Source organism: Pedobacter metabolipauper (assembly GCF_004362715.1).
Lineage (GTDB): Bacteria > Bacteroidota > Bacteroidia > Sphingobacteriales > Sphingobacteriaceae > Pedobacter > Pedobacter metabolipauper.
Genome location: NZ_SNYC01000006.1, coordinates 333641 through 351929 on the forward strand (window position 1 = coordinate 333641; position 18289 = coordinate 351929).

13 protein-coding genes and 1 tRNA gene are annotated in these 18289 nt (G+C 37.9%); 7 read left to right on the forward strand and 7 right to left on the reverse strand.

What is annotated here, in order from left to right:
- The first annotated feature begins 69 nt into the window (after positions 1-69).
- The 5 genes from ATK78_RS18275 to ATK78_RS18295 all read left to right on the forward strand — a co-directional run bounded on the left by ATK78_RS18275 (position 70) and on the right by ATK78_RS18295 (position 8297).
- Entirely contained in the window at positions 70-1581 is a 1512-nt protein-coding gene (locus tag ATK78_RS18275) for a sensor histidine kinase (protein ID WP_208112397.1), read from the forward strand.
- Positions 1582-1590: 9 nt separating this feature from the next.
- Positions 1591-2274: a LytR/AlgR family response regulator transcription factor gene (locus ATK78_RS18280; protein ID WP_133577566.1), complete on the forward strand. Its 684-nt coding sequence runs from the start codon at positions 1591-1593 to the stop codon at positions 2272-2274.
- An 89-nt stretch (positions 2275-2363) separates the two neighbouring features.
- Positions 2364-5846 (forward strand): response regulator, encoded by a 3483-nt coding sequence (locus ATK78_RS18285; RefSeq protein WP_133577567.1) that lies wholly within the window; start codon positions 2364-2366, stop codon positions 5844-5846.
- A gap of 1 nt (position 5847) precedes the next feature.
- A complete protein-coding gene (locus ATK78_RS18290) occupies positions 5848-6675 on the forward strand; it encodes a CheR family methyltransferase (RefSeq protein WP_133577568.1) in 828 nt (275 codons plus the stop codon).
- A gap of 26 nt (positions 6676-6701) precedes the next feature.
- Complete coding sequence (locus ATK78_RS18295) at positions 6702-8297, forward strand: response regulator (protein WP_133577569.1); 1596 nt, start codon at positions 6702-6704, stop codon at positions 8295-8297.
- Here the strand turns inward: ATK78_RS18295 and pth are convergent.
- From pth to ATK78_RS18315, 4 genes are all read right to left on the reverse strand, one after another.
- Entirely contained in the window at positions 8287-8847 is a 561-nt protein-coding gene (gene pth, locus ATK78_RS18300) for an aminoacyl-tRNA hydrolase (protein ID WP_133577570.1), read from the reverse strand. The genes ATK78_RS18295 and pth overlap by 11 nt on opposite strands.
- Before the next feature lie 113 nt (positions 8848-8960).
- Complete coding sequence (locus tag ATK78_RS18305) at positions 8961-9539, reverse strand: 50S ribosomal protein L25/general stress protein Ctc (RefSeq protein WP_133577571.1); 579 nt, start codon at positions 9537-9539, stop codon at positions 8961-8963.
- Between the two features lie 55 nt (positions 9540-9594).
- Entirely contained in the window at positions 9595-10536 is a 942-nt protein-coding gene (locus ATK78_RS18310; protein ID WP_133577572.1) for a ribose-phosphate pyrophosphokinase, read from the reverse strand.
- A gap of 74 nt (positions 10537-10610) precedes the next feature.
- Positions 10611-10681: transfer RNA gene (locus tag ATK78_RS18315), tRNA-Gln, on the reverse strand.
- A gap of 328 nt (positions 10682-11009) precedes the next feature.
- Here ATK78_RS18315 and ATK78_RS18320 point away from each other — a divergent pair.
- Entirely contained in the window at positions 11010-14045 is a 3036-nt protein-coding gene (locus ATK78_RS18320; RefSeq protein ID WP_133577573.1) for a DUF2723 domain-containing protein, read from the forward strand.
- A gap of 71 nt (positions 14046-14116) precedes the next feature.
- On the opposite strand, the gene ATK78_RS18325 is transcribed toward ATK78_RS18320, so the two are convergent.
- Positions 14117-15082: an acetyl-CoA carboxylase carboxyltransferase subunit alpha gene (locus ATK78_RS18325; RefSeq protein WP_133577574.1), complete on the reverse strand. Its 966-nt coding sequence runs from the start codon at positions 15080-15082 to the stop codon at positions 14117-14119.
- A 247-nt stretch (positions 15083-15329) separates the two neighbouring features.
- Here ATK78_RS18325 and ATK78_RS18330 point away from each other — a divergent pair, with 247 nt between their 5' ends.
- Complete coding sequence (locus ATK78_RS18330) at positions 15330-16478, forward strand: fatty acid desaturase family protein (protein ID WP_133577575.1); 1149 nt, start codon at positions 15330-15332, stop codon at positions 16476-16478.
- A 4-nt stretch (positions 16479-16482) separates the two neighbouring features.
- Here the strand turns inward: ATK78_RS18330 and ATK78_RS18335 are convergent, their stop codons facing one another.
- Complete coding sequence (locus ATK78_RS18335; RefSeq protein WP_208112398.1) at positions 16483-17505, reverse strand: glycoside hydrolase family protein; 1023 nt, start codon at positions 17503-17505, stop codon at positions 16483-16485.
- Positions 17506-17569: 64 nt separating this feature from the next.
- Positions 17570-18259 (reverse strand): GDSL-type esterase/lipase family protein, encoded by a 690-nt coding sequence (locus ATK78_RS18340; protein ID WP_133577576.1) that lies wholly within the window; start codon positions 18257-18259, stop codon positions 17570-17572.
- Positions 18260-18289 lie beyond the last annotated feature (30 nt).

Below are 18289 nucleotides of genomic sequence, written 5' to 3' on the forward strand. Positions count from 1 at the left end.
CATTTTAAAATTTAAAATCCTATTGGTTCGTACTATTGCATCAGAAATCAACAAAACACCATAAATAAAATGATAAAATTAAAAGAGTCAGACAAAATAGAATTCTGGATCGTAACGGGCTTTCTGATATGCGCTTTTCTATTTTCTATTTCTGAATTATTTCATGCCAATCCATCCGCATCGATCAGCAGCAAAGTTGAGATAAATGGGGTTACTCAGTTCAATTTCAGCCAGGTTACCAGTGCATTTATACCCATTCTTTTCAACTATTCGATTATATATATCATCTACCTGTTATTGTGTTTTTATGTCACACCAGAACTGGAGATGAAAGATAAGCGCGCATCAAATAAAATACTGTTTGTCTTCCTGCTGCTTTTAGTTTGCGTTTTTATGGACATCATATTGATCTATTTTAGTTGCCTTCTTGCCTTAAAAATTCTAACTATTCTTTTCATGAGAAATCAAAAGAACAATGAGAATGCTTTATCCGTAGAAGCCGCATTTCTAATTTCCTCCTGGATTCTCCTAATCACCGCATTTTCATTTCTCAATACACCGCATCTTCTTAAAGTATACCTGTTGTTCGTTTTACCTTCCTCCATATTAATCTACCTGTATTCAGTATATAACCTGATCCCACTGGCCAAGTCCAAAAGATGGAAGTTCATGCACTATTTTGGAAACATGATCGTAATTTCGATCATATCCTCACTTGCCATACTTGCAAGTCTGTACCTCATTCTTCCTGAACACAATTTCTCCTTTGGATCATTTGATATTCCTCCAGGGTTATTCGTGCCGGTTACCATTAAATCGCTATATATGTTTGGCCTTAATGAAACCGTAATAGGGGTCGCTGTAGGCGGCAATTTCTTCACACAACTCTTAATTACCCTACCCGTATCATGGAGGATTTATAAAGACAGGAATAACAAAAAGGTAGAAGAGATCATCACCCTGAAAACAGAACTCGGCAAATCTGATGCAAATCTTAATTTCCTTAAATCACAGATCAATCCCCATTTCCTCTTCAATGCATTAAACACATTATTCGGTACTGCTTTACAGGAAAATGCGGAACGCACAGGAGAAGGAATACAAAAACTCGGAGATATGATGCGCTTTATGCTTCAGGAAAATATGGAAGATAAGATTGCGCTGACACGTGACATAGATTATCTGAAGAATTATATTGTGCTTCAGAAACTTAGAACGTCAACTTCTGATGATATCAGGATAGAGACCCAGATAGATGATCAAACACAAGATCTTGAAATAGCACCAATGCTGCTGATCCCATTTGTTGAAAATGCATTTAAACATGGAATAAGTTTAAAATATCCCTCTCACATTAAAATAACGCTACAAATAAGTGATAAAAAACTGTATTTTGATGTGCACAACAGCATCCATTTAAAAGTAGATAATGATCCTGAGAAGTTACAAAGCGGTATAGGTTTGCAAAATGTTCAACAACGCCTGGCTTTACAATATGCAAATCGCCATGAACTGATCATCAGAGAAAATGCAAAAGAATTTTTCATCCATTTAACCATCGAGTTAGACAAAATTTCCTAATTTTATTATATGATTGCCATTGCAATAGATGATGAGCCAATAGCGCTTGATGTAATCAGGTCTCACGCTTCAAAAGTACCTTTTATTGAATTAAAAGCGGCATTTACCAACGCATTTGATGCCATAACCTTTATGCAGCACAATAAAACAGACCTGATCTTTCTGGATATTAAGATGCCTGATATTAATGGCATCGACTTCTTAAACAGCCTCAGCAATCCACCAATGGTAATTTTTACTACCGCGTATTCAGAACATGCAGTAAGAAGTTTTGAGCTCGATGCTATTGATTACCTGCTAAAACCTTTTTCATTATCCAGGTTCCTAAAGGGGTGCAATAAAGCTCAGGAGCTATATAATCTCAGAAACAAAGCAGAAGAAACACAAAGTAGTTCCATCTTTATCAAGGATGGATATGAACAGATCAAAGTTCAACACGAAGATATCCTATACATTGAGGCTTCAGGAAATTATACAAGGATCCACTTAACCGGTAATCAATTATTAAGTACACGGGTACCATTAAATGAAATGCTTATACTGCTTCCGGCAAAAAGATTTATCCGGACACATCGCGCCTTTATTGTTGCATTAGATAAAATTAGCAAATTTGATCGTACACAAATTTGGATAGCTGATCAAATTATTCCGATTGGAGCAACTTATTCGCAGTGTTTGCAAGACCTCTGTTAATCAGCGGTTAAATCTTTTCCAAGCGGTCTTCTAATTAAATATTATTGTTAATATTGTGGACTTTGTTACACTGACTTATTAACGATCATATGTTTAAACTATCCTTTAAACGGCAGGTATTAACAGGATTTACAATATCCTTGTTGTTTGTTCTTTTATCTGCGATTACTTCTTACTTAAGTATAAAATCATTAGCAACAGATGCCAAATGGCAAAGCCACACCTATGAGGTGATTAACCTCACACAAAAAATAGAAACCCAGGTTTTAAGTTCAGAAACAGGCTTAAGGGGATATATTCTTTCACAAAATGAAATCTTTCTGGATTCATACAATTCTAATGCAAATAAGATCTCCCCAACTATTGCTGACCTCAGAAAATTAGTAAAAGATAATCCTGTACAGGTTCAACGCGTAGATACGCTGGACGCTTACGCTTCGCAAAAAATAGCTGATATGCGGGAGGTTTTGCGTTTAAATACCATGGTAAGCAAAGAGGCCGCAACAAAAGGAATCTTAAATGGTAAAGGTCAGAAGTTAAAAAACAAAATGCTGGATAGCAGCAATAAGATCATTAATGTTGAGTTACAATTATTAGAAAAAAGAAAAGCCGCTACAGATCAAGGGAGCACAAGAAGTATGTGGATCGTATGGATTAGCTCGCTAACTATATTTGGCTTAATCCTATTTTTATTCTCCTATATTAAACGAACATTTGATCAGCAAAAATTAACAGAAAATCAAATCAGGGAATCCAACCTGGAACTGGCAAGGATCTCTGCAGATAATGAGCAAAAAAATTGGTTGTTATTAGGCACTACCGCAATCAATGAAACAATGCGCGGAGAGCAGGAAATTGATCAGCTGTCAACAAATATCATTACTCAGATCTGCAACTATATTGATGCACCTGTTGGCGCAATATTTATTGCAAACAACACCAACAAGTCGTTCAAAATGGAGGGTAGCTATGCCTATCAAAGTGCAAAGAGCATACGAACAGAATACCGCCTTGGAGAGGGAATGGTTGGACAAGCAGCAGCAGAAAAACAAAATAAACTGTTAAAGAATATACCTGCAGATTATATCAAGATCAATTCAGGACTTGGTAATACAGTTCCATCTTCCATCTTCTTACTTCCCGTAATATTAGAAAACCAAACCATTGCAGTCATAGAATTGGGATTACTTCAGCAACCCAGTGATGCTGTACTCATGTTCCTTAACTCAATTACAGAAAATATTGGTATTGGTATAAACAGTGCCATTGCCCGTGTTATATTAAGAAACCTGTTTGAACAGACGCAGCAACAAGCAGAAGAGCTGGAAAGCCAGCAGGAAGAGCTCCGTACTACAAATGAAGAACTGATGTTTAAATCAGAACAACTGCAGGCTTCTGAAGAAGAATTAAGGGTACAGCAGGAAGAATTGCGCCAAACCAATTCTGAGCTGGAAGAAAAAGCACAGCAACTGGAAGAGCGGAATATATTGGTAAATCAGGCACGGGAGGCAATGAGCCTCAAAGCAGAGGAACTTGAAATATCCAGTAAATATAAATCCGAGTTCCTGGCCAATATGAGCCACGAATTGAGAACACCATTGAACAGCATCCTCATACTTGCCCGGATATTAAAAGAAAACAGAACAGAGAATTTAAGTGATGATCAGATCAAATATGCCGGGGTTATACACAATGCTGGAAATGACCTGCTCACACTCATTAATGATATTCTTGATCTGTCAAAAATTGAATCCGGTAAAGTAGACTTAACCATTGAGCCTGTCAAACCACTGGAAATTAAACAGGACATGGAAGCCTTATTTACCGAACTTGCCAGAAGCAAAAAGATAAAATTCAACACCATACTCTCTTCAGAACTTCCAGACTTCATCACATCCGACCAATCGCGTGTTGAACAGATTATAAAGAATCTATTGTCAAATGCATTTAAATTCACTCCTGAACATGGAGAGATTACCCTCGAAATAAGCTTAGCAGATCACAACACCATATTTTATGCTGACCAGCTCAAAGTAAATAACAAAAACATATTGGCAATTTCAGTAAAAGATTCTGGAATAGGTATCCCGGAAGAAAAGCAAAAACTGATCTTTGAAGCATTCCAGCAAGCAGATGGATCCACCAGCAGAAAGTACGGCGGCACAGGATTAGGCCTGTCTATAAGTAAAGAACTAGCCTATATATTAGGTGGCGAAATACAAGTACAAAGTGAATCCAACATCGGCAGTACCTTTACGCTATTTTTACCAGAAAACAATACCGGCGAAATCGTTCAGCCTTCATCAGAAAATAAGGCTCATGATCTGGAACATAAAACGGTGGAACCTGAACCTGCAAAGGCACCAGTTAAGAAAACAACAGTACAAACCTTGCTGATCATTGAAGATGATGAGGTTTTTGCAGATGTTCTTAATGATTATGCACTGGAAAAAGGTTTCAATCCAATATTGGCCTATAGCGGCGATGTTGGATTAGAAATGGCCATAAATACAATTCCAGATGCCATTGTGCTGGATGTGATGCTTCCGGTAATGGATGGGTGGCAAATCCTTAAGAAGTTAAAATCAGATCCCAGAACCAAACATATTCCTGTGCACATGATGTCTGCAGGCAATATCAAAGACGATCAGGCAAAAGAAGAAGGTGCAATAGGCTTTCTTAGAAAACCAATTGAAAAAGATAAACTGGATGAAGCTTTTGACCTGCTAAGTGCCGCTTATTTAAAATACAATTTCAACACGGTACTTCTAATTGAAGATCAGGAATTGCAGAGCAAATTACTAACAGAGCAGCTTATTTCCAAAGGGGTCGAAGTGAAACAGGCCTTTACCGGTAAAGAAGCATTGGCATTACTATCTGAGCAAACTTTCGACTGTATCATCCTGGACTTAAAGCTTCCTGATATTTCAGGTTTTGAATTGCTTGATCAAATAAAATCACAGCCAGAACTCACCCATGTTCCCGTAATTATAAACACAGCAATGGAACTTGATCAGGACAAGATGTCCCATATCATGAAATATACAGAGGCAATGGTACTTAAAACCAACAAATCAAACGATAGGTTGATAGATGAAGTAAGCCTTTTCATGAATAAGCTAAAACAGCAAAATCAGAAAACCTTTGATGCAGCAAAAAACAGCACACCCATAAAGTCCGTTTCAACAATAGAGAAAGCATTAAAAGGTAAAAACATCTTAATTGCTGATGATGATATGCGTAATATATTCGCTTTATCCAGCGCCTTGCAGGTATACGATATGAACATCATAATTGCCAACAATGGAAGAGAGGCAATAGAAAAATTAACAGATCCGGGGAAAATAGACCTGGTACTGATGGATATTATGATGCCAGAAATGGACGGATATGAAGCCATGCGTGCAATTAGACAAGAAAAGCGCTTTGCAAAATTACCCATCATTGCACTTACTGCAAAAGCAATGAAAAATGACCGGGAAAAATGTATAGAGGCCGGAGCAAATGACTACGTTTCCAAACCGGTAGATATAGATAAACTATTATCCATGTTAAGAGTCTGGTTAAGTTAGTATGAATAATCAAAGTCCCGAAAACATTACCTATCAGGATCTGGAAAGCCTGATAGATCTTGTCAAAAATCTTCATGGTTTCGATTTCAGTGATTACTCTGCCGCATCCTTAAAACGAAGGGTAACAAGAATCATGCAATTGCAAAAACTAAGCCTTTTTGATTTACGTACCTTACTCACAAATGACCACGATTACTTTGAATCCTTCTTAATTGAAATTACAGTGAATGTAACCGAAATGTTTAGGGATCCAGAGTTTTATAAGTCTATTTCAAATCATGTGATACCCTACTTAAGGTCATATCAGCGCATAAAGATTTGGAATGCCGGGTGTTCAACGGGTGAAGAACTTTACTCATTTGCAATCTTATTCTCAGAAGAAAATCTATATGATAGATCCTTCTTCTATGGAACAGATATTAATGTAGATGTATTGGAACACGCAAGAAATGGAATTTACGACCTGCAGAAGATGAAACAATATTCTGAAAATTACCAGAATACAGGTTCAAAAAATACATTGGCAAATTACTATACAGCCAGATATGATGCAGCAAGAATTAATCATTCTTTAAGAAAGAATGTGCTTTTCTCTGTGCATAATCTTGCATCGGATAGTGTATTTAATGAATTTCAGATCATTTCATGCCGTAATGTGCTGATCTATTTTAACCCGGATCTCCAAAAAAAAGTAATCGAACTATTTTACAATAGTTTGGCTAACTTCGGATTTTTGTGCCTTGGCTCTAAAGAAACCCTGAGAAGCACAGAATTAGGCCGTTTTAAAGTAATAGATAAAAAAAATAATATTTACCAAAAAATCGCCTAAGGGCCATAAAACGGATAACAACACATATGGAAAAAATTAACATATTAATTGTTGATGACAGACCCGAGAATATAATTGCCCTTGAAGCACTTTTGCAAAGACCAGACATTGATCTGATCACTACAACCAACCCCAATGAAGCACTCCGCATCTCCTGGGAAATGGATATAGCAATTGCACTTGTTGATGTTCAAATGCCAGAAATGGATGGCTTTGAACTGGTAGAGATCCTCAAAAGTAATCCGCGCACAAAAGACATTCTGATCATATTTGTAACTGCAATATCCAAAGAAACTAAATATGCTGTTAAAGGCTTAAATACCGGAGCTGTTGATTATCTGTATAAACCTTTAGATCCATTTGTAACTTCTGCAAAGGTAGATTCATTTATACAATTTGTTAGAAACCAACGCGACCTTAAGAGTAAGAATACACAGCTTGAAGCTTATCAGAAAGAACTTATAAAAGCAAAGGAACTCGCAGAGCAAGGTAAAAGAATTAAGGAAAATTTCCTTGCCAATATGAGCCATGAAATAAGAACCCCCATTAATGGAATAATTGGGATCGCACATCTATTAGAAAAAACCGGCTTAAGTGCTGAACAAAAGGAAATGGTTAGTCTCCTTGAGATCTCTTCCAATTCGTTACTTGGCGTAATTAATGATATCCTGGATCTGTCTAAAATAGAAGCCGGAAAATTCAAGATCAACCGGACAGAAACGGATCTTTCCAGTCTATGTTACTCCGTGATAAACCTGCTCCGCATAAGGGCTAAAGAGAAAAAATTAGCATTAAAGACAGATTTAGACTCCAATCTTCCGAAGCATGTACTTGCCGATTCATTACGTCTCAATCAGATCTTAATGAACCTCATAGGAAACGCAATTAAGTTTACTACAGAAGGAAGTGTAACATTAAAGGTTGAGATCTTAGATACCAAAGGAAACAATGCACACATCAGGTTTTCTATCATTGATACAGGAATAGGAATAGCAAAAGAAAATATTGAAAAGATCTTTGAAACTTTTGAACAGGCAGACGAGCAAACTACCGTAAAATTTGGCGGAACAGGATTGGGCTTATCTATAGTAAAAAATCTGGCCAAGTTAAAAGGAGGGGTTTTAGAAGTATCTAGTGAAGAATGTAAAGGCAGTACGTTCTGCTTCTCAAATTGGTACGAAGTGGTTAAAGAAGAGAATACCCCGGTAGCTGTAGAAACACAAAAGGAAAAACTTACCCCCTTTAACAATTTAAAGATCCTGGTAGCCGAAGATAATCCAATTAATAAATTCTTGATTGTGAAAATTCTGAATGAGTGGATGATCGATACCGACGTAGTTGAGAATGGCAAGGATGCCATAGAACAGATCAGGATCAATGATTACAACCTCATTCTAATGGATACATTTATGCCCGTAATGAATGGCCTGGATGCTATTAAATTGATCAGAGATGGCTACGCACCAGGAAAAGAAAATATACCAATCATCACATTCTCTGCGGCTGTAATGGAAAATGATAAGAAGACTGCGATAAATGCAGGAGCCAATGATGTGATCAGTAAACCATTTGATCTGGAGGTACTGCATCAAAAAATCGCCAGGTATACGACTACTGATTAAAGGCAGTCATGGTTTTAGCTGGCCCTATGGTAACAAAGCTTTTAATCAATTCTATACTTTTATCAATAAGAGCTGGTAACTCAGGTAATTCATCTTTGTCAAAAGTGTCGAGAACATAATCAACCTGTCTTCCTTTTGCAAAATTATCACTAATTCCAAATCGCAAACGGGGGTAACCCTGTCCGCCGCAAAGTCCTTCAATACTTTTTAAACCATTGTGCCCTGCGCTGCTGCCTTGAAGTTTTAACCGCAGTTTACCCAGTGGTAAAGCAAGATCGTCAACAATAACCAATACATTTTCAATAGGGATCCGCAATTCCTGCATCCAGTAATTTACGGCTTTCCCGCTCAGGTTCATATAGGTTGTGGGCTTAATCACATATAGCTTATTTCCTTTAAAAGAAATTTCTGAATAATAGGCCAATCTTAGATTAGAAAAACTTCCATCAAATTGCTTAACCAGCTCATCAGCGATGATAAACCCAATATTATGCCTGGTAAAAGCATATTCAGGCCCGATGTTTCCTAAACCGACAATTAAATATTTCATTTCATTACAAATATAATAGTTTAGCCGGTAATGAAGCGGTGTTCCATTAAATCCACAAAAAAAGCAGTACCGGTATATCGGTACTGCTTTTTAATACTAAACTAATTTGAAAATTATTTCTTACCAGCTATTTGTTCTGCTTGTTTTAAAGCTCTTGACATACCTACAGATACGATAGTATCTTCAGGAGTGTTTGTGATCACATAGTCACCTTTTGCAAGGTCACGTACGCGGAACAAGTTACCAACTTCTAATTTTGCAATGCTTACTTCAACTGTTTGAGGCATATCTTTAGGGAATGCTTTAACACGAAGCTTGCGCAGTTTTTGAACCAGTTTACCACCCATTTTAACACCTGGAGAAGTTCCGGCTAATTTAATAGGAATTTCCATGATGATTTCTTTATCGTCAAATAATTGAAGAAAATCAACGTGTAACAATAAGTCAGTTAATGGATGAAATTGTAATTCTTTGATAATGGCTTTTGTTTTTGAACCATTAATATCAATTTCAATAAAGTTTGCTTCTGGTGTGTAAATAGCATCCTTCAATTCAGTTGTAATCACAGCAAAATGTGCTTGTTCTTTACCACCGTACAATACTGCAGGAACTTTGCCTTCATAGCGAAGCTCTTTAGCATCGCGTTTCCCTACGTTCTCTCTTGGAGAACCGCTAATTGCGATTGTTTTCATTTTTTGTTGTTTAAATGTTAGAAGCCTAATGGCCTCTTATGTGTAATTATTAATATTAAACGTTAAAAAGGTCACTAATAGACCCATGTTCATTTACATTGGCAATGGCCTTTGCAAAAAGCGGGGCAGTACTTAATACCCTAATCTTTGAACTTTCCTGCTTCAAAGGAATCGTATCCGTTACGATCAGTTCAGTAAGCATAGAATTTTCTATGGTCTCATATGCCTTTCCTGATAAAACAGGATGTGTACAAACGGCACGAACACTCTTCGCACCTTTTTCCATGATCAAAGCTGCTGCTTTGGCTAATGTTCCTGCAGTATCGCAAATATCATCGATCAGCACAACGTCCAATCCAACAACATCACCAATAATAGACATGGATTCAATCTCATTTGCACGCTTACGCCTTTTATCACAGATTACTACTTCAGCATTGAAGAATTTAGCAAACGTACGTGCCCGGTAAGAGCCGCCCATATCTGGTGATGCAATGGTTAAATTCTCCAGTCCAAGACTTTTAATGTAAGGAACAAAGATTACAGAACCATCAAGATGATCTACAGGAATGTCGAAAAATCCCTGTATTTGTGCGGCATGCAAGTCCATCGTCATAATGCGGTGAATCCCTGCAGATTTTAAGAGGTTTGCAACCAGCTTGGCACCTATTGCCACACGCGGTTTATCTTTTCTATCCTGTCTTGCCAAACCATAATAGGGAACTACAGCAGTTATATAATGCGCAGATGCTCTTTTTGCAGCATCAATCATTAATAATAACTCCATTAAGTTGTCAGAAGGCTGGTAAGTAGATTGGATTAGAAAAACATCGCAACCACGCACTGTTTCATCATATGATGGTTGAAACTCACCATCACTAAACCTGCTAAGGGTTACATTACCAAGTGGTTTACCGTAACTATCGGCAATTTTATGTGCTAAGGCTTTAGTACCGGTTCCAGCAAAAAGTTTAACTGGGTTAAATTGCAGTGGCATGATTATACGGGTATCAATGCTGGTTAAAATAAAATCGGATTGTGTTTTATGTTCACAATCCGAATATTGTTTAGTTGCCCGACCAGGATTCGAACCTAGACAAACGGTACCAAAAACCGTTGTACTACCTTTATACTATCGGGCAATCTTCCGTCAAAGGGTTGCTTTGAAATGGAATGCAAATTTACGCAGATTTTTCACTTCTGCAAGACCAAAGAAGAAAAAATATAAAATAATTTAGAACAGGTCTGGCATTAGTTAAAATAACCACACTAAATCAGCCTGTTATAAAATTCAATAAATTACCTTTCCAGGAGTTTAAATTAAAAAATAAAGCAGATGTTATGAACAGCCCGCTTTTTGTCGCGTTTAAAAGTGTTAAACTAAGGATTAGTTTATGCGATTATCAATCTTATTCTTTATTTTCGGCTGCAATTAATAGCCTTAAATATTAATCACCACTTGAAAAAGAAATGAATTATTCAAAAATCAATAACATTACCGGCTGGCTTTGCTTTGCCATTGCTACATTAACCTATATATTAACATTAGAACCTTCAGTAAGTTTCTGGGATTGTGGAGAGTTCATTGCTTCCGCATTTAAAATGCAGGTAGTGCATCAGCCTGGTGCCCCCTTATTCTTAATGATCCAGCGTTTCTTCTCTTTAATGGCTTTTGGAGATCCGGCTAAAATAGCTTATTTCATGAACGTAGGCTCTGCAATTGCCAGTGGTGCTACAATCCTGTTCCTATTCTGGACAATTACCGCCCTTGCTAAAAAAGTATTGGTAAAAGAGAATGAAGAAGTAACAAAATCTAATCTGATCTCCATTATTGGAGCAGGTGCAGTAGGTGCTTTAGCCTACACATTTTCTGATAGCTTTTGGTTCTCGGCAGTAGAGTCTGAAGTATATGCACTTTCTTCCCTATTCACTGCAATTGTTTTTTGGGCTATTTTAAAGTGGGAAGCTGTAGCTGATGAACCACGTGCAGATCGCTGGTTATTGTTCATCGCTTATATAATGGGGCTATCAATAGGTATTCACTTACTAAACTTATTGACCATACCGGCCATTGCCTTTGTTTATTATTTCAAGAAAACAAATAAAGCAACAACCTCCGGTATTTTTAAAACAGCAGTAGTCGGCGTTTTAATACTGGCTGTTATTCAATATGGAATTATACAATACCTGGTTTCCTTTGGAGCATATTTTGACCTGTTCTTTGTAAATACCCTTGGAATGGGATTTGGATCAGGCGTTATTTTCTTCGCTATATTGCTGATTACGGCCATGGTATTGGCAATCCGCTATTCTATAAAACATCAGAAAAAAATCCTTAACCTGGCCTTACTTTCTACAGTTCTGATCATATTTGGTTATGGCTCATTTGCGATGATCATCATTCGCGCCAAAGCAGATCCAAACTTAAACAATAGTGATCCGGATAATGCATTCTCCTTTTTAGGATACCTGAACAGGGAACAATACGGTGACAGGCCTTTATTATTTGGCCCTAATTATAATTCACAGGCTGTAAACTATAAAGAGGGTAAGACCTTATATAGAAAAGGCGCAGAGAAATATGAAGAAGCTGGTAAAAAGACCGATTATGAATATGACAAAACGACTCCGTTCCCACGGATGTACAGCGATGATGCAAGACATATAGGTTACTATAAGGATATGGTAGGGCTGGACGATACCCAGTTCCCCACACTTTTTGATAACATTGTCTTTTTCTTTAAGTACCAAACCGGACAGATGTATATGCGGTACTTCTTCTGGAACTTTGTAGGACGTCAAAATGACGACCAGGGACAAGGAAGTCTTTATGAAGGACAATGGTTAAGTGGTATTAAGCCAATAGATGCGCTTCTTTTAGGTGATCAAACAAACCTGCCGCCTTCCATTGTTGACAGTAATGCATATAACAGATTCTTCTTCTTGCCGCTTATTCTCGGTTTGTTAGGTGCTATATGGCACTTTAAACGCAACCAAAAAGATGCAGGGATTGTAACGCTGTTATTCTTCTTTACAGGAATGGCCATCGTTCTGTACCTGAATCAAAAACCAATGGAACCAAGAGAACGTGATTATGCCTATGCAGGATCATTTTATGCCTTCGCCATTTGGATAGGACTTGGCGTACTGGCCATCCGTGAATGGCTGTCTAAGAAAATAAACCCGGCTAATGCAGCTATTGGCGCAACAGTGATCAGCTTATTTGCAGCTCCTGTTCTTATGGCTGCCCAGGGATGGGATGATCATGATCGTTCAACTAAATTGGTACCACACGATATTGCTGTAGATTATTTACAATCCTGCGCACCAAATGCCATCCTGTTTACTTATGGAGATAATGACACCTATCCACTATGGTATGCCCAGGAGGTAGAAAATATCAGACCAGATATTCGCCTGGTAAACCTTAGCTTATTCGATACAGATTGGTATATCAATGGAATGAAGCGCAAGCAGAATGAATCTGAACCATTACCAATTTCCATGAATGAATCACAATACGTTCAGGGTGTAAGAGATGTGATGTATTATCAGGATATGAAAGTTGCTGGTCCTGTAGAACTAAGTACCATATTAGGAATTCTTTTATCTGATAATGATGATGATAAATTATCTTCATCACAGGGTGACAAGAAGATGAACTTCCTGCCTACTAAAAACTTCAAACTAACCATCAATCGTGAAGATGTAATTAAAAATGGAGGAGTAAGTATTACTGATTCTGCTAAGATCGTACCATCTATTGAATGGACATATAATAAAAACTATCTCACAAAAGGCAATTTGGCCTTATTAGATATCCTGGTTCATAACGATTGGAAAAGACCAGTTTATTTTGCAAGTACAGTTCCTTCAGAACAATACATTGGTCTGGATAAATACTTGTATAATGAAGGCCTTGCATTACATTTGATGCCATTTAAAGCAGACACATCCGCAGCAGCAGAAAATGCTGAATTGCTAAATACGCCTGCTTTATATAATAATGTAATGAACAAATTTGTATGGGGTAACGTGAAAAATGCGACTTACCTGGATACGCAATCTGCTGATGATATCTCTATCTTCTCTAACGTATTTAACAATACGATCTCAGGATTACTTAAGGAAGGCCGGACTGAAGACGCTAAAAAAGTAGTAAACCGATATTTTGAAGTTATGCCTGAAAAGTTTTATGGAATGCGCTCTACAATGGGTGCTTATTTTATGGCAGAAAACCTTTATATCTTAAATGATCCCAAAAGAGCCAATGCATTAATGGAAAAATCTGCAGCTTACATACAAAAGGAGTTAACCTACCTTGCTGATGTATCTAAAAGCAAAAACAGCTTTACAGGCGGCCAGAATGTACAGTTAGGAATGATGTTCCTGGCCAGAATGGCAAAAACAGCGGAGACCTATAAGCAACCCGCATTAAGTCAGAAATTAAGCAATCAATACGGAGCACTGGAAGCGAGGTTCTCGCAATACTTCCCGCAACAGTAATTCCAAACCATCCTATAAAAATAAAGGCCTGCAAAATGAATTGCAGGCCTTTATTTTTATATAGATATTATTTATGATTCAACCACTACGCCCATTGCGCAAAATTTATCAATTCGTGTGGCAATCATTTTCTCTGTTTTTTCTTTCTTAAGTTCCTTCAGGTCTTTCAGGATCTGTTCTTTAACAGTAGCAGCCATCAATTCAGGATTCTGATGTGCACCGCCTAAAGGTTCTTTAATGATCCCATCAATCAGCTTATTATTAAACATATCGTCAGAAGTAAGCTTTAAGCATTCTGCAGCTCTTTCTTTATAATCCCAGCTTCTCCATAATATAGAAGAACAAGACTCAGGAGAGATCACAGAATACCAGGTATGTTCAAGCATATATACTTTATCACCAATCCCAATACCTAAGGCACCACCAGAAGCACCTTCTCCAACAACAAAGCATAGAATAGGAACTTTTAAGATAGACATCTCCAGTAAGTTCCTGGCAATAGCCTCCCCTTGTCCGCGTTCTTCAGCTTCCAGTCCGGGATATGCGCCCATCGTGTCAATAAAAGAAATTACAGGCTTGTTAAATTTCTCCGCAAGTCTCATCAGGCGAAGCGCCTTTCTGTATCCTTCAGGATTTGCCATCCCAAAATTGCGATACTGGCGCTCTTTGGTATTTTTCCCTTTCTGATGACCAATAATCATAACCGTTTGTCCATCAATCGTAGCAAAACCCCCAATAATTGCTTTATCATCTTTTACGGTACGATCACCATGCATTTCGATAAAATCGTCGCAGATCATACTGATATAGTCTAATGTTTGAGGCCGCTCAGAATGCCTTGACATTTGAACCTTTTGCCATCCGGTAAGATTGCTGTAAAGTGTCTCCTGGGTTTGAACCAATTTCTCTCCGAGTTCTGCCAGGGTAGAAGACATATCTACTTTTGTTTTATCGGCAACCTGTTTAACCTTTTCTATTTGCTGTACAAGTTCAGCTAAAGGCTTTTCAAAATCAAATGATGTTTTTATCTGTTCCATAAGCGGGCTGTAAAAATAGTCATTTTATTTTAAAATAAAATCTGTTCTTTTAGAAGAAATGCGTTATCCACATCCCATAATGGCTCGTATAACAATCCACATTTAACACAATAAATAAGGAACATCTGAACTTAAAGCAACTTCGTAACTAAATAATAATATGACACGTAAATTATATGGTCATAAATTCATTACATTCGCTACTTATCACTGGGGGTAAATTAGCCATCAAGGAATTAAACAAGATATGGCTAAAAAGGTCAAGTTTACAAATGCAAATAAATCTGCATTTTATGCAACCGTGCGCAAGAGAGTTGATTTATATTTTAGCGGGAACAAATTATCAGTATATGCCAATTCAGCCATGTGGTTTAAGGCATTCTTTTTCTTAACTACCTTAACCGGTCTTTATTTATTGATATTACTCGGTACTTTAAGTATGCCGGTAATGCTATTGCTTTCTTGTATCCTGGGTATGTTTGGGGCATTTGTTGGGTTTAACGTCTGCCATGATGCAATTCATAAGGCATTTTCAAAAAATCAAAATGTAAATGCAGTATTTAGCTTTGTCTTTAATCTGATCGGAGCAAGTCCATATGTTTGGAACATTTGCCATAATATTGTACATCATACCTACACCAATATTGCAGGTCACGATGAAGATATTGATGTTGCCCCGGGACTGATCCGTTTTTCAGAATCTGAGGTCGTAAATAAAATTCAGCGCTATCAGCATATCTATGCGTTTGGCCTATACAGCTTTGCCATGCTTTCCTGGGTCTTCAGAAAAGACTATAAAAAATTCTTCCAAAAGAAAATCGGTGAACATATATCTGTACACCCAAAAATAGAATACTTTAAGCTGTTCTTTTATAAAGGTATTTATTACTTCCTCTTTATTGGCCTGCCATTATGGGTGATGGATATAACCATATGGCAATTTCTCATCGGATTTTTAGCGATGCAGTTTACACAAGGATTGGTATTAGGCCTGGTATTTCAGCTTGCGCACGTAGTGGAAGGTACAAGTTTTCCATTTCCTGATGAACAGGGCAATATAGAAGAAGCATGGGCAGCCCACCAAATGAACACAACAGCTAACTTTGCGGTCGACAGTAAAATGGCTGCATTCTTTTGCGGTGGATTAAACCGCCAAATTGAGCACCACCTTTTCCCTAAAGTATGCCACATCCACTATCCCGCCATCGGATCCATTGTCAAAGAAACAGCATTAGAGTTCGGGCTTCCTTATATTGAAAGCCCAACTTTCGGAGCAGCACTCGTATCTCATTATAAAACGCTGAGAAGACTTGGTAAAGAGGCCTACATAGAGAACAAATACATCAACAAATCTTCCTGTACCTTTACCAGGAAAGTTTCTGCGGCATATTCCTGATCTGTTATAGACCTGGCAGCCAGAAATCAAACGGGTTGTCTCTATCGCAAACCAAAGTCCCGTCTTTAAATATCAGTTCAGCTACCTGGATTGACGATCTCCGCAACCCGAACGGAATGATGCCCTGGTTATTTTCAGGAGCATCACCATGAGATTTACGCTCCGGATGTGTGAAATAAAAGACATAGGCTTTATCACCCACAACAACCACATCACCGTGGGCACCAGTGGGGCCATCCTCACGCCTTTTAGAAGGCTTGTCCAAAATCAGCCCTTGTCTATTCCATACATTTGCATCATCAGAGCGATGTACCCGCATCCCCTTCCACTCATCAGTAAGCATCCAATACTGGCCGGCAAAACGAAAAGCTTTTGGCCCTTCATGCTCAGGCTTTCCAATTGCGGGTTTATCTGAAAATGTCCATTTAAAAAGATCTGCACTTTCTCCCGTCATGGTTACACTACCCTCCCCTTTGTACCAGATCCGCCATTTATCATCTGGCATCTGCATCAGTGTAGCATCAATGATATTACTTTTAGGAGTGTTGAGATATCCAATGAATTTCCAGTCCCAAAGGTTCTTGCTTGTATAATGAATAAGCTTGGCATTACCTGCCCATTTGCTGTATACACCTTGAATATAAACAACAAACATGTGATAGGTTCCTTTATCGTAAACGATGTCAGGAGCCCAGAAGGTATTTTTCCCTTTTTCAAAATCAAGGTTCAATACACCGCGATATGCCCAGGTCTGACCATGATCTTTAGAAGATGCAATACCAATATCATTACCATAACAATAGGCCACACCAGGGGTTTCTACATTTGCCCTTCGCTGGGTATATAGCATCCACCAACTCTGCTCCTCCCTGTTCCATACCACAACAGGATCAGCGGCACCATCAAAAACAGGATCACGAAATAAAGGAGCAGGAGGATTATGGATCCTGGCACCAGGCAAATCTTGCTGTGCAAACAAAAAAGCAGCCTGAAATGAGCAAAGCATTAAAAAGAAAAAGTGTTTCATTGAAGTATGATTATTTGTAGCAATACAATTACTACAAATAAATTTACAAATCATAGCGGTGCAGTTATTTTAAATAACCTCCATTTTTAAGAATCCCAGCCCAAACTTGGTATCCTTCTTCGTTTAAATGTAAACCATCTTTCGTTAGGTTCTCCATCAAATGGTTATTTGGATCCAGAAACTTTGGATATAGGTCAATAACCTTCACTTTCCCCGCCTCCAGCATTCTAATTTGTTCATTCAACCATAGAATATGTTCATCCTTTCCATAGTGGTTTTTAAACTTGCCAAAAGAACTGTTTACGGGCAGTAAGGTATAAAAGAAGATCTCTGTCCTTTTAGCGCCTTTTCGGATCCTGCTGATCATCGTTTTATAATTTCTTAAAATAATACTATCCGGTATATTTCTGGAAATGTCATTAATCCCGATCAGGATGAATATTTTAGAAGGCTTGCCATATATTACATCATCCAGGCGCTCTAAAACACCAAAAGTAATATCTCCGGATATTCCACGGTTCTTCGCCTCCGGCAGGTTTAGTAGCTTACCCCAATCGGTACCTGCAGTAATACTGTTTCCTAAAAAAACGATATCCTTTTTAGACCTCCTATCAGCTTTAAACTTAGTCACCAGTTCCTTGTATCTGGCAGGCCGGTAAGTCGTATCATATTTAATCTCCTGCGCATGTAAAGGGAGCGCAAAAACAAAGATCAGACCTAATAAAGCAGCAGCGTTGCTAAACTTAGTTTTCATGAGGTAATAATTTTGAACCGGATCCGGTAA